This window comes from Enteractinococcus helveticum, from assembly GCF_001657475.1.
Taxonomy (GTDB): domain Bacteria; phylum Actinomycetota; class Actinomycetes; order Actinomycetales; family Micrococcaceae; genus Yaniella; species Yaniella helvetica.
In genome coordinates, this window is record NZ_LXEY01000007.1 from 38,710 (window position 1) to 50,866 (window position 12,157).

Consider the following 12,157-nt stretch of genomic DNA (forward strand, 5'->3'; position numbering starts at 1 on the left):
CTGCGATATAGCGGACATACGCCTGACGACGTCGTTCACCACGAAGCCCCTAGACCCGACTTATGGGCTAGGGGCTTCGTGGTTTAATTTTGAGTAGTCGTCGCTCAGCTCTCAAGATGATATGTGGTTTTATTTGTCAATGACCTCATTTTGTCGAGGCGTATTTGGCATGGCAAAGGTGTGACAAAGCAGGACAGCCAATTGTGTCCAAGATGCTGCAGTGTAATTATGACACGCTGCTGACGAGTCGTTTCTATCTGTCATGAGTGTCGATCAGCAGCGCAATAAGACGAAGGTCAGGACAAGACCGGTAGGATGCGTTTCATGACGGATAACGTGAATGTTGAGGTTTCGAACACTGATGAAGCGTCTTATGACCACCTAAGGCATTTTGTTGAAAAAGTAGAAGGCCTCGTCGCGAACGAAGACTATGTAGCGGCGGGCCATCTCGTTGCCGATGACCCTACTTCGGCATGGTTTGGTTTCCGTCCGGATAGGCTGTACGCGATCGTCGATGTGCTGATCTCGCAGCTTTCAGGTCCGGGACATTTTCTCACGACTGTTCACGCGGTGATGTCGAACCCCGACCCAGACTTGTTATTCAGCCAGGATGTCGTTGTTGGATCAGAAGAGTATAACCCTCGGCAGCAGTATTTTTTGGCCGTTATCCGGATGAGTGCATTCCGGTCCGTGGGGCTTCATAAAGATGCTGTGGAACAGGCCGAAGCCATGCGTCTGCAGCAAGGTCGACTCGTTTCTGTCTTTGACAGGCACGGTGGTTGGGCGTTAAGCACAAGTGTCCAGCTGGGCATTTCTGCTATGTTGGCAGGTGATTTTCACCGTGCGGTTTCTGCGTTCACTGAGGCTCAATTGCACGTGGAGGTTCCTGCTTTTGCGTTTCTGACACGCGATGCGCTTGTGAAGGCCGCTCTTGTTCAGGCTTCTTTTGGCGACTCGTACGATGCCGAGATGTTACTTGCCCGAGCAGAGGATATCCCTCGCACGTCCAGCTGGGCAGAATCGCATATCGATGTTCACCGCGATTTTACCGAGATCCTTTTGCGTGGCGGACAGTTTGCAAAAGAAGCCTTGGAAAAGATTCAGCTTCATGATGTTGGTGAAATGTGGCCGTTCTATATCGTGGCGATGTATCACCTGATGGAATCGTCCGGTTACCGAGAAGCCCTGGAATACCAACTCAAGATGTTTGAAACATTGCCGGTGCCAAAGGCGGAGGGACACGGGTTTTCCGGAAGTGTCATTCCGCTCAAACGCGCGCTACTGGCAATGAGTGCAGGACGAGGTACCGAAGCACAGGAACTCCTAGGTCAGGCCGATCAGGACATTGTGTATACCCGGTTGATCCAAGCAGCATCGCATCTCTACGGAGGAAGGCCAAAAGAGGCCTTGTCGCACGCAACCCAGCTCCGGTCCCAGACAGCTGGTCTGCGTCTTCTAGAACTTCGGAGACTGGCAATAGTCGCGGCTGCAAATTATGCAACTGACAATGTTCGGGACAGCTTGAACGCTCTGGAGCAAGCAGCAAAATTCCCACGAGGTCTCACTGAATTTGAGATTCGAATATTTAGTCCGGAAACGCGTCGGCTGGCCACACAACACATCAAGCAATGGCCACAAGAAGATGGAGGCCCCTCGACGTTCTTGACTGGACTCCCTGATCCTGGCGCGGCACTAAGCGAACGAGAATTGGTCATTATACGAGAAGTTTCCTTAGGGCATTCCCGAGCCCAAATCGCAGAGAATCTTTTCATCTCGCTCAATACAGTTAAATCGCAGTTACAGAGCGCATACCGCAAGCTTGGCGCCACCTCTGCTTCATCGGCCGTGCGTGAAGCAGAACGTAGGGGCTTACTCTAATGTTCTCTAGCGATCGGGCGCACGCTTGTTATTAGCTGTATGTTGTGATTCGACGGACTTTCTCGTCATAAATGGGGGATCAGATACTTCGGAATTGGACGTGTAGAAGTGTTGTACAGGTTTTTCGGATATGTACAAAAAACTGAAAATTTTGTACACGTCCATAAAGGTTGTTCTCTAACGCTGTTCACAGGTTTGGATGGCAGCCACAAAAATTCGTTACTAATTCACCATGAGCGCCAGAACGGCTCCCAATACCATCGAAGGGCCGAAAGGCACTTCGGATCCTTTGACCTTGCCGCGACGAATCAGCACGATCAGCGCTGCCAGCCCGTTGACGAGAAATGCCAGTAGGGTACCGATAGCCACGTGTGACCAACTGAACCAGCCGAGTAGAAGACCGATGACACTGGCGAATTTCACATCTCCCAGACCGAGCCCAGCCGGGGAAATGAACGCCAGGATAAAGTACGCCAGCATCAGTACAAGGGCAGCCAAGAGAGCCCGCCCGAACGGTGCCCAACCGATGCCGGTTGCTGCAGCGATCCCGAGCGGCACCAGCATGGCGAGCGTTGTGGAAGCAACGGGCTTATCGGGTAACCGGTGTACAGCAAGATCGATAACGACTAACAGTGAGCATCCGACGACTGCGGCTAATAGAGCGATGAGCTCCGCGGGATGATCCGTGAGCATTGCAGCGCCGAATCCACCGGCTGCTGCCAGTAAGACATGGAACCTGGACTGCACCCATCGCGAGTTGCCGGGCACGTATGCCAAGATCGCGCGGGTCAGAGCCCAAGCGGCTCCCGCAGCAATGACGGCATTGAGAATAGCGACGGTGATGCTCACATGCCACCAAATGCTTCTATCATGTTCAGCACAGCTGGCCCCATGACCACGATGAACAAGACCGGCAGAATGCACAGCATCAGTGGGGCTAACACTTTGACCGGGACTTTCTGTGCCTTTTCTTCCGCTCGTTGGCGGCGCTTCAACCGCATTTCATCAGCCTGGGTGTGCAGTACTCCTGCCACGGATATGCCGTAGGTATCGGCCTGGAAGACCGCCCGGACAAAACGTCGCAGATCATTGACGTCGGTGCGCTCGGCCAGCGCCCGGAAGGCATCTTTGCGGGAGCTCCCCATCTGAATATCTTGCTGCGTGCGCACGAGTTCTTCAGCTAACGGTCCGCGACCGTTCTCGCCGGCACGGGCCATGGCGCCGTCGAAACCCAAGCCAGCTTCTACTGCGATGGTCATTTGGTCGAGCGTATCAGCCAGCTCAATCTCAATGCGTTCACTGCGTTTCTGTGCGGCACTATGTGCCAACAGCTCGGGCAGAAAATAACCAACAACGGTCACGAGCACAGTGACCAGAACACCCAGCGGTGGCGGACCCGTGAGCAACACGATCGCATTGAGCACCAGGGCGATGCCGACCCACAGCAATTTGAGTTTCAGCAGCTTGACCAATGGCCACGCCGCGGGACGACCGGCCAAGCTGAGCTGCCGGTCCAAGACCCGCACCACCAGACCAGGCGTGAGTGTACAGACCAACTCTTGTATCGAACTGCGGGTCGATACGGCGTCGTCGTGGGTGTCTTCCGTCAGCTCGGTGTGGCCTGAGCGCGCCAGATTGGCTTGTGCGAGTCGCCGGGTCGGGTCAAATACTTGCCACAGGTTCCACAACCCAATGCCTACGGCAAGGGCGATTGCAATGGCTGCTGCGATGAATGCCGGCATCAAAATTTCACCTCGACGGTTTTGCGTAACCACAGGCCACCCAGAAGCAACAGGCTGGCACTGATGCCAAGCAGTACGTAGCCGATTGGCGTTTCGATAAAGGGCGCCAAATAGGCGGGGTTGGTCAGCAGTAAAAAGCCGCCCACACCGAAGGGGAGCAGCATCAGGATGACGGCGGAGAGCCGACCTTCGGCGCTCAGGGTGGCAACCTGGCGGCGGATTTCGTTGCGCTGTCGGATGGTGCCGGCGACGCCGTCGAGAACTTCGGCAAGGTTGCCGCCGACTTCGCGGTTGATTGCGATGGCCTGGGTGACCCAGGTGAAGTCTTCGCTGTCCATCCGCTGGCCGGTGACTTCCAGTGCTTCACCAAGGTCGCGGCCGACTCGGGTTTCGTTGACGACGCGAGTGAATTCCTCTGCGGTGGGACTCTCGGCTTCTTCAGCCAGGGACGCCAGTGCTTGGGGCAGACTGTGACCGGCGCGCAGGCTGGAGGCCATCAACAGCAAGGAGTCTTCGAGCTGGTCAGCAAATAATTGTTGGCGCTTTGCGATCCGCAGACCAATGACCCATCGGCTGATAACCGGCACTGCGATCATCAACAGCAGCCCGATCAGGACATTGCCGAGGACCCAACCGAGCACACCCGCCACGAGTGCACCGATGATGATTCTCAGAACAAACTGTTCGGGACCTATCTTCACAGCTGCCAGATCCAATAACTGCGTGCCGGCCGGTGTTCCGCGATCTCGTCGACGTCGCTCGACACGATTGGTCACCGCGGCGAAGGCACGGTGTAATGGGTGGGGCGGGGGGTTCACGCCGGGACGACGTCGGGCGAATGGTACCCGTGCGGGCCGGGGCATGATCAGTGCATAGGCTAATACCCCAACGGCCAGCGCGGCCGTCACCGCGGCAGTCACGAGGAGTGCGGTGCCCTGTGTTGAAGTCATCATTGGCCCGTGCCTCCTTGAGGTAGCGCAAAGATCTTCGGGGATACGGTGATCCCCAGATCATCGAAGCGTTCGGTAAAGCGCGGACGAATACCGGTAGACACGGGGCGTCCGAGGAAGCGACCTGATGCATCGACACCCGCTGAGTAGTCGAATAAGAAGACATCTTGCAGGGTGACGGTGTCGGATTCCATGCCTTGGACTTCGGTGACCGCCGTGACACGTCGGGTGCCGTCACGCAGTCGAGTCAGCTGCACGATCACATCCACTGCTGAAGCGATCTGTTCCCTGATCGCGCGCAGTGGCAGGTCCATGCCTGCCATCAGCACCAAGGGTTCTAACCGGGAAATCGCATCCCGTGGCGAGTTCGCGTGCACGGTGGACATGGAGCCGTCGTGTCCGGTGTTCATGGCCTGGAGCATGTCTAAGCTTTCGCCGCCACGGACTTCACCGACCACAATGCGGTCCGGGCGCATCCGTAACGAGTTGCGCAGCAGATCTCGAATCACCATGCCACCTTTGCCTTCGACATTGGGTGGACGGGATTCAAGCCGTACAACGTGTTCCTGCTGCAACTGCAGTTCCACAGAATCTTCAATTGTGATAATACGTTCGGTATTCGGGATGAACGACGACAGTACATTGAGCAGCGTGGTCTTACCGGTGCCGGTACCACCGGAGATGATGATGTTGAGATTCGCATTAACGCACGCCTCGAGCAGTTCGGTCATCTGTGGCGTCAGGGTGCCAAAGCGCAATAAGTCTTGGACCGTATGCGGGTTTTTGCCAAACTTGCGAATAGTCAACGATGAACCATTAAACGCTAACGGCGGGATGATGGCGTTGACGCGGGATCCATCTGGCAAACGGGCATCGACCATTGGGGTCGATTCATCGATTCGACGTCCCATCCGAGACACGATGCGTTCGATGATCAACCGCAGGTGCTGTTCGGAGGAGAACCGGGCATCAGAGGGCTCCAGACGGCCATCGCGCTCCACATAAATGGCATCTGGTCCGTTGACCATGACCTCGGTAACCGAATCGTCCTCGAGCAATGGCTCCAGTGGACCGTAGCCCAACAAATCGTCGCGGACCGAATCATTCAGGCGCTGACGTTCCCCGGAGGACAGGGGAATTGAGGCCTCTTCGACCACTCGGTTGAGCTCAGCACGCACGATGCCGTGCAGCTGCTCTTCGGTCAGCGACGGATCATTGAGCCGGGCCCCGATGCGATCATAGAGCTTCTTGGCAGCTTCACCCTTGAGCGCTCGGAACGCATTTTCTGGATCCGCGGTGGTTGTGCTGCGTTGACGCTTGCGGGCAGATGGTTTTTGCTGTGCTGCGGCAGCTTGGAGCCGAGAAGGCTGCGGCGCAGGATCCTCATGAGCCTCCGCGTGTTCTCGTGGAAAGGAACCGGGCTGTTGTTGGACGCGGTGCAGACGTCGTGACAAACTCATGATCGGGAATCCTTTCTGCCTGCGCGGTGGGTGATTGCATCAACGAGGTTCAGATCATCTGCAAGCACCGAGTTGACGATTGGGCGTAGTGCTTTGACCAACGGGTCGCGTGGTCGAGACTGGGCCAGTGGAACACCGGTGTTGACGGCGGCTAAGGCCCGCTTGGAGGTGGGAATCCGTATGACGTCGTTGACCCCTAGCGTTTGGGCGACATCCTGTGGGGTGACCCCATCTTTGGTGTCGGCAAAGTTTGCCACCACCTGGGTGGCGTCACTGAACATTTGCAGCAGCGATAGGGTGTCGACGACTTTTCGTATCCCGTGAATCGAGGGCACACTCAACGATGTCAGTAATAACGGGTCGGTGGTGTGGTCTAAGGCAACCAGGGTGGCATCGGAGAGCCCGGTGGCCGTGTCGATCACAACGAAGGCAAACTCGGCAATAAGGGTGTCGAGCAGTTGACTGATCTGCGTGGTGGAAATCGTGTCGGCCGTGGCTGGATTATCGGGGGCGGGCAGCACCAGTAGTCCTGATGCATGCAGGGTCAACCGACTTTTCAGTGCAATGGTGTCACCATGGGTGACGCTGTGTAGGACGTCGTCCAACCGATATTCAGGCTCCAGCCCAAGTGTGGTGGCAACGTCTCCGAATTGTAGATCCAGGTCCACCAGTACTGTGGAGTGCGGCTGAGTCTGGGCCAGCGCAACCGCGAGGTTGGTGGCAACCAGAGTTTTGCCGACCCCACCTGCGGCAGACACTGGGCTGATCACCCGGCCCCTGGGTTGCTCGGGGGCGGTTGGGGACTCGTCAGTTGCCAGCGATTGTGCTCGGTGTTCGGCTTGGCTGAGGCGCTGTTGGATCTCATGCGGTTCGGCTTCTGCCGGTATCAGGTCAGTGACGCCGGCGCGCATCGCCGGCAGGCTCATAGCTTCAAGCTGTTCAACGACCAATAAGACCACGCGATGGGCATGCTGTGCGGTCAGATCGGTGGCCAGTTCGAGGCTCAGTACGTGGTCGTGCCGAGCGTCCAACACTAAGACATCAGGAAGTGTGTCAGCGTACCAGTCGTGGAACTCGTCGAGTTGTTCAAGCGTGGGCATGGGGACTCGTAGGTGCGTTGTCCCGGTAGCTTTGGCGAATTTCGCTTCGAGATCTTCACCGGAAGTGGCAATGGCTATGTGTGTCATCCGAAGAGGTCCTCTCGATCAATGGTGGTGGAGCTATCTGGTGCATCCGCTGGTTCCAACGAGAGCCAGACACCGTGAAATTCGGCGGCATTGACGACCAGTGGTGCATCGGCTGCATCCACGGCCAGGGTGACCATGAGTGATTCGGCAGCGGGTTGTTCGGTTGCTGCGCCGTCGTCAGTTATTTCCATCACGGCACCGCCTTGCACGTTGGTGACCAGGACTTTGTGCAGCAGCAGTCGGGTTTCTTGATCGGAACTGACAAACAGGCCGACGGTGTCTCCGGCAGCAAGGTAGCCGCCGATGACCCGCGTTGTTGGTAACTGGATGGTGACTTCGTGGTGGCCAGCCGGCACTTCAGGTGCGGCATCTTGGCCCGGGGAGACGAATCGTGTGCTGAGGACTTGTTCTCCGGGATAGAGTTCGGACACGGTGACGAGGCCTGCGACGTCGTCCAGCGATTGCACGGCATCTGGCGCAATGGTGGAGGCAGGAAGTTCTTCAACCGAGACGTAGTCTGGCAGTTCTGCGGCGGCAGTGCCCGTGGGCACAGTATCGGTGACCACCAGGACTTGGGCAGGGGAGAGATCCGACATTGCGCGAGCATCGGCTCGATTGACGTAATTGAACACCAGCACTCCGGCGATAATGGCCAGGACTGCAGAACTAATGATGGCGAGTAAGCGGCGTGACATGGGAGAAGACCTTATTCGGTAAGTGTGACGACGGCAGTGCCGGAGGTATCAGAGGATTCGGTGAGTGCAACGAAGCGGTGGAAGATACCGCTGACGCATCGAGCGCTGCCACTACACGGCGGGGAAGCAGGATAGCTTGCACCCGAGAAGTTGTACCCGGTCAGCGTGACGGCTGCATAGCCGATGATTCGGTAGCGGCCATTATTGCCTTGGCCTGCTGCGGCGTCGAAGATCGGTAGGAAGACTTGTTGGCCAATGAATTGCCGTAGTGTCGCCGTATTACATGACGGGTTATTGCCGGGATCAGATTTTGCCCAACCTTCTGTTACCCACGTGAGTGTTTCACAGGTGCTGTCACCGGGAGTCAGCCAGCCGAAACCGCCCGGAATGGTGTTCGGCCCGGAGCCCCGACAGTTGTTATCTGAGGAGTACAGGACCTGTTGCGAGGCGGATTCTTCAAGGCCATCCAGAGCGCACCAGGAAAACGCTAGGGGAAGTGTGCCGGCAACGCTGGCTTGATCTTCCCACTGGGCGACGGCGGTTGCATGAATGGGCGTCGAATGGATACCTATGATGGGCGCGAACCAGTGTTCCCGAATCGTGCTGGTTTGCACTGTGACCGTACGGTCTGACACGTTGAGCGCAGTGACGGTGCCGGATGCGCCGTCACCATGAAAATTTGCTTTCGTCATGGAGTCGGCGGTGATATTGGCGGTTGAGCAGTCGTTATGGGCACAATCCTGTGCAATAGCTAGAGCTGCTGCATCGGCTCCGGTTTGGAGCTGTTGTTTATCCAGATGCATGGCCCCGACGTCAATGGCCAGAGCTAGCATCGCCATCAAAGGCACCATGAGAATTGCGACAATGGTGCCAGATTGGCCGCGATCATTATTCTTTAGCCGTTGCACCGCATGGTCCCTTTGCCGGTCAGAGTGATATTGCCAATGCCGCCGAGTAACTGCAGCGGATAGGTGATCGTTACCGTTGCGGTTTCAGAGGTGACGTTTTCCGCCGCCCCGCAAGCATCTGGCGTGATGTCGATGTGCGCATTCGTCAAGCTGACGGACGGCTGTGCCGAGTTGATCGCGGTTTCACGGGCGGCGGTTTGCGGGTCGGTCTGATTCGAGGCATTCGATAACGACACAACGCGCACCGCGTCCCGCGCCGCATTGGACAGCACCGACTGAACATGAAATGCATGTCCGAAAGCCAAAATGCCCAACAGGAGGGCTACCAGGAGCGGAGCTACCAGTGCGAATTCCACGGCGGAAGCGCCGCGATCGCGATTGTTTTCTACCATGGACATTCCTTTCGCTCGTTGCTCGTGATGGTGAAATCATGCTTGTCGTTGCCGGTGACCCTGAGTGAAGTGCCACCGGCAACGACAAGTGATATTGAGTGGGTTTAGTTATCGGTTGCTGCGCCACTACCAGCGCCTGGAAGTACTTTCGATACGCTTTCGAATAATCCTTCAAGCTGGCCTCCGAGGGTGAGGACGGCGCCAATGATGACGACGGCGATGAGGCCGACCAGCAGACCGTATTCGACAGCGGTGGCGCCTCGGTCCTTGCGACCTTCGAAACGGTCGTTGACGAATGTCTGAAGTGTTGCGATGAGAGTGTAAATGCGGAGCATGGAAAGTTCCTTCTTGTGTGAGTTCGAGGGCCCAAGCCCTATGGCTATGATCCCTAGTCAAGTGCAACTCGGGATCAATTCCAGTTTCCCAGAACTTTGCAGATCCAGCAAACTTTCATCGATTGTTTTTCAATTTTGAAGCTTATTTTTGGGGTTTTCCTTTGTGTTTACAGCGAAAGTCCCGCGCTATATTACCGATCAGTAGCATGTTCGTGACTTTGATCACGGTGGGTGTTTTTTGGTTTCCGTAAATGTGCAGAAACAGCAAAATTAAAGTTTCGCATGTTTGCGATACACTGACCCTATGACCAAAGAACAGCCGGGTTTGCGAGAACTCAAAAAACAGCTGACGCGCGAACAAATCGCGGCGGCTGCACTCAAATTAACGAAAGAAAAAGGACTCAGTCGGGTGACTATTGACGAGATTGCTCAAGAGGCATTCGTGTCGCCCCGGACCGTTTCAAACTACTTCCCAGTAAAAGAAGACGCTGTATTAGCAGCCGGACGGGTTGGCTTTGAAGCGATGCTTCGCGAATACAGCGCCGGCACTCAGCAGGGGAACCCGGTTGAAGAGTTGCGTCAGGTTTTTTCCAAGTATGCTCGCGAGCATCCTGAACATTTGCGAATGATTGCTGAGCTCGTTGAGCTCGAACGGCAAAACCCGACGTTAAAGCCTTTTCGTGTTGCCCAAGAGTCGGAACTTAGTGCAAATCTTAGCGAGCTTATCGCAGACCGGTTCGGCACTGACCTGACGGAGGATCCATACCCCACTCTTGCCGCGGAAGCGGTGGTGTCGGCTATCACCACGTCCATGAATATTTGGTCGAAATGTAGTTGCACTGAGGACTGCCTGCCGGATCTTGTCGATACATCATTCAACATCGCCTCAACCGGCTACGCAGTCGCTAAGGATTAGCCTTGCGGGGACGGTGTGGGGTTAAGCGCGACGCGGTTGACCTCAGGCGCCCGCGGTAATTGCAGAACAACCTACCCGCCAACTTCAACGACGTACACTCACGTATTGGTTTGTTGCGGATGTCGTCAACGACATCTCAATTCAGCTGAACCCGCCATGCACGATCGGCTTTCGCAAGCGGAGAGCCACAGCTCCTCTTGTGCGATTCTTGTGTGGCTGTAGGCAACGCCGAACCCGCCACGTATCATGAGGATATGGACGCGACTTTTCGAGCGCGGTTGCGCGTTCTGCCCCTCGTGATAACTGCCCTGTTAGGGTTCGCAAGTTGTGCCAGTGCTGAGTCCGGTAACGACGCCGCATCGCTGTCGCAAACCCCCACCGAGCTTCCCGAAACCGTGCAGCAACCTTTGGCCGAAGCCCTGGATTCGTGGATGGATCGCTACGAAGTCCCCGGCGCCGCCGTCGCTGTCACCACGCCCGATGGAACCTGGTCAACAGTGCGAGGCGTGACTGACCTTGAAACCCAAGATCCCATCACCGGCGATATGGTCTGGCCACTTCGCAGCGTCACCAAGTCTGTCGTCGTCACCGTGCTGCTCCAATTGGTTGATGAGGGCAAACTCAGCTTCGACGACCCCATCGGCACCTATATTGACGACGTGCCCAACGGCGATCAGATCACCCTGCGTCAGCTGGCCAACATGACCAGTGGGGTAGGGGACTACACGCGCTCGGAGTCGTTCGTGCACACGCTGGTCGAAAACCCCGCCCAGCACTTCACACTCGAAGCGCTCAACAGCTACGGCCTGGACGAGGGCTCACAGTTCGACCCCGGCACCGACCATGTGTATTCCAATACCTCCACGAACTTGCTCGGCGTCGTCATTGAAGACGTCACCGGCCAACCCCTTGCCCGATCCATTGACGAGCGCATTGTCGATGAACTCGGCCTGACCGATACCGTCTACGCTGACTCCGACGACGACTGGCCGGCCCCACATGCCCAAGGCCACCAGCCGGCCGAGGGTGAGGTGGTACCGATCTTCAATAACTTCTCGTCCATGGGCGCATCCGGTGCCATGATCTCGACGACGGCGGACATGACCGTGTGGGCCAAGGCCCTGGCAACCGGGGAGCTGATCTCGCCCGAGCTGCAGGAAGAACGCCTGGTCGGTGCGCCGTTGTCTGACGGTCCCGAGTACGACGAATACGCCGTTGGTATTGGTTCTCTCGAGAGCTGGTGGGGTCATACCGGTGAAGGCCTCGGCTTCACCGCGCTGGTCATGCACGACGAAGAGTCGGATTCCAGCGTGGTGATTTTCATGAACATCTCGCAGGCCGTCGAGATTTCGGATGGGGTGGAGACCGAGCGCCACGTTCCGACTGCACTGATGCGTGAGTACTCGCAGATTTTGACCCTGAGATGAATCAACGTTGATTGGTGGTGCAGGACACGGTGTGCCAAAGTACTGAGTTCCAGGAACAAAGTCATGAAGTTTTATTCGAAACCTAATAAATGTCACGTAACCTACGCCTTGCTTTGAATGACATGACGGTGACGGAGTGGTGAGATTGGCATGTACGAGATCACTATCAGGTTGTGACTATTTTTGAGTCTTCGAAGATACCTGCTCACGCATTGGCACGGCGTTCCTTTGGGAATAATAGGCAAAGGTATCGACCGGTGATCCCTG

At 56.4% G+C, this 12,157-nt stretch carries 12 protein-coding genes; 3 read left to right on the forward strand and 9 right to left on the reverse strand.

Annotation, left to right across the window (positions count from 1 at the left end):
* Window positions 1–324 precede the first annotated feature (324 nt).
* On the forward strand, window positions 325–1,878 hold the full coding sequence (locus A6F49_RS01425; protein WP_043056751.1) for a helix-turn-helix transcriptional regulator: 1,554 nt from the start codon (window positions 325–327) through the stop codon (window positions 1,876–1,878).
* Between the two features lie 222 nt (window positions 1,879–2,100).
* Here the strand turns inward: A6F49_RS01425 and A6F49_RS01430 are convergent, their stop codons facing one another.
* The 9 genes from A6F49_RS01430 to A6F49_RS01470 all read right to left on the reverse strand — a co-directional run bounded on the left by A6F49_RS01430 (window position 2,101) and on the right by A6F49_RS01470 (window position 9,547).
* A complete protein-coding gene (locus tag A6F49_RS01430) occupies window positions 2,101–2,727 on the reverse strand; it encodes a prepilin peptidase (protein WP_067605472.1) in 627 nt (208 codons plus the stop codon).
* On the reverse strand, window positions 2,724–3,620 hold the full coding sequence (locus tag A6F49_RS01435) for a type II secretion system F family protein (RefSeq protein ID WP_043056068.1): 897 nt from the start codon (window positions 3,618–3,620) through the stop codon (window positions 2,724–2,726). Before A6F49_RS01435 ends, A6F49_RS01430 begins: the two co-directional genes overlap by 4 nt.
* Complete coding sequence (locus A6F49_RS01440; protein WP_067605475.1) at window positions 3,620–4,573, reverse strand: type II secretion system F family protein; 954 nt, start codon at window positions 4,571–4,573, stop codon at window positions 3,620–3,622. Before A6F49_RS01440 ends, A6F49_RS01435 begins: the two co-directional genes overlap by 1 nt.
* Complete coding sequence (locus A6F49_RS01445; protein ID WP_082911522.1) at window positions 4,570–6,030, reverse strand: CpaF family protein; 1,461 nt, start codon at window positions 6,028–6,030, stop codon at window positions 4,570–4,572. The genes A6F49_RS01440 and A6F49_RS01445 overlap by 4 nt, the downstream gene beginning before the upstream one ends.
* Window positions 6,027–7,217 (reverse strand): AAA family ATPase, encoded by a 1,191-nt coding sequence (locus tag A6F49_RS01450; RefSeq protein WP_052500033.1) that lies wholly within the window; start codon window positions 7,215–7,217, stop codon window positions 6,027–6,029. The genes A6F49_RS01445 and A6F49_RS01450 overlap by 4 nt, the downstream gene beginning before the upstream one ends.
* On the reverse strand, window positions 7,214–7,912 hold the full coding sequence (cpaB, locus tag A6F49_RS01455; RefSeq protein ID WP_043056066.1) for a Flp pilus assembly protein CpaB: 699 nt from the start codon (window positions 7,910–7,912) through the stop codon (window positions 7,214–7,216). The genes A6F49_RS01450 and cpaB overlap by 4 nt, the downstream gene beginning before the upstream one ends.
* 11 nt (window positions 7,913–7,923) lie before the next feature.
* On the reverse strand, window positions 7,924–8,820 hold the full coding sequence (locus tag A6F49_RS01460) for a Tad domain-containing protein (protein WP_043056065.1): 897 nt from the start codon (window positions 8,818–8,820) through the stop codon (window positions 7,924–7,926).
* On the reverse strand, window positions 8,808–9,212 hold the full coding sequence (locus tag A6F49_RS01465) for a TadE/TadG family type IV pilus assembly protein (RefSeq protein ID WP_043056064.1): 405 nt from the start codon (window positions 9,210–9,212) through the stop codon (window positions 8,808–8,810). Before A6F49_RS01465 ends, A6F49_RS01460 begins: the two co-directional genes overlap by 13 nt.
* 104 nt (window positions 9,213–9,316) lie before the next feature.
* Window positions 9,317–9,547: a Flp family type IVb pilin gene (locus A6F49_RS01470; protein ID WP_043056063.1), complete on the reverse strand. Its 231-nt coding sequence runs from the start codon at window positions 9,545–9,547 to the stop codon at window positions 9,317–9,319.
* Between the two features lie 304 nt (window positions 9,548–9,851).
* Here A6F49_RS01470 and A6F49_RS01475 point away from each other — a divergent pair, with 304 nt between their 5' ends.
* Both A6F49_RS01475 and A6F49_RS01480 read left to right on the forward strand, forming a co-directional pair.
* The gene (locus A6F49_RS01475) at window positions 9,852–10,463 is read left to right on the forward strand and encodes a TetR/AcrR family transcriptional regulator (RefSeq protein WP_052500032.1); all 612 of its coding nucleotides are present in this window, start codon (window positions 9,852–9,854) and stop codon (window positions 10,461–10,463) included.
* A 254-nt stretch (window positions 10,464–10,717) separates the two neighbouring features.
* The gene (locus A6F49_RS01480; RefSeq protein WP_150119341.1) at window positions 10,718–11,890 is read left to right on the forward strand and encodes a serine hydrolase domain-containing protein; all 1,173 of its coding nucleotides are present in this window, start codon (window positions 10,718–10,720) and stop codon (window positions 11,888–11,890) included.
* Window positions 11,891–12,157: the final 267 nt, after the last annotated feature.

Excerpts from the sequence above, each read along its gene's own strand:
- A6F49_RS01425 (WP_043056751.1), top strand. The coding sequence starts at position 325 with ATGACGGATAACGTGAATGTTGAGGTTTCGAACACTGATGAAGCGTCT.
- A6F49_RS01435 (WP_043056068.1), bottom strand. The coding sequence starts at position 3,620 with ATGCCGGCATTCATCGCAGCAGCCATTGCAATCGCCCTTGCCGTAGGC.
- A6F49_RS01440 (WP_067605475.1), bottom strand. The coding sequence starts at position 4,573 with ATGATGACTTCAACACAGGGCACCGCACTCCTCGTGACTGCCGCGGTG.
- A6F49_RS01445 (WP_082911522.1), bottom strand. The coding sequence starts at position 6,030 with ATGAGTTTGTCACGACGTCTGCACCGCGTCCAACAACAGCCCGGTTCC.
- A6F49_RS01450 (WP_052500033.1), bottom strand. The coding sequence starts at position 7,217 with ATGACACACATAGCCATTGCCACTTCCGGTGAAGATCTCGAAGCGAAA.
- cpaB (WP_043056066.1), bottom strand. The coding sequence starts at position 7,912 with ATGTCACGCCGCTTACTCGCCATCATTAGTTCTGCAGTCCTGGCCATT.
- A6F49_RS01465 (WP_043056064.1), bottom strand. The coding sequence starts at position 9,212 with ATGGTAGAAAACAATCGCGATCGCGGCGCTTCCGCCGTGGAATTCGCA.
- A6F49_RS01470 (WP_043056063.1), bottom strand. The coding sequence starts at position 9,547 with ATGCTCCGCATTTACACTCTCATCGCAACACTTCAGACATTCGTCAAC.
- A6F49_RS01475 (WP_052500032.1), top strand. The coding sequence starts at position 9,852 with ATGACCAAAGAACAGCCGGGTTTGCGAGAACTCAAAAAACAGCTGACG.
- A6F49_RS01480 (WP_150119341.1), top strand. The coding sequence starts at position 10,718 with ATGGACGCGACTTTTCGAGCGCGGTTGCGCGTTCTGCCCCTCGTGATA.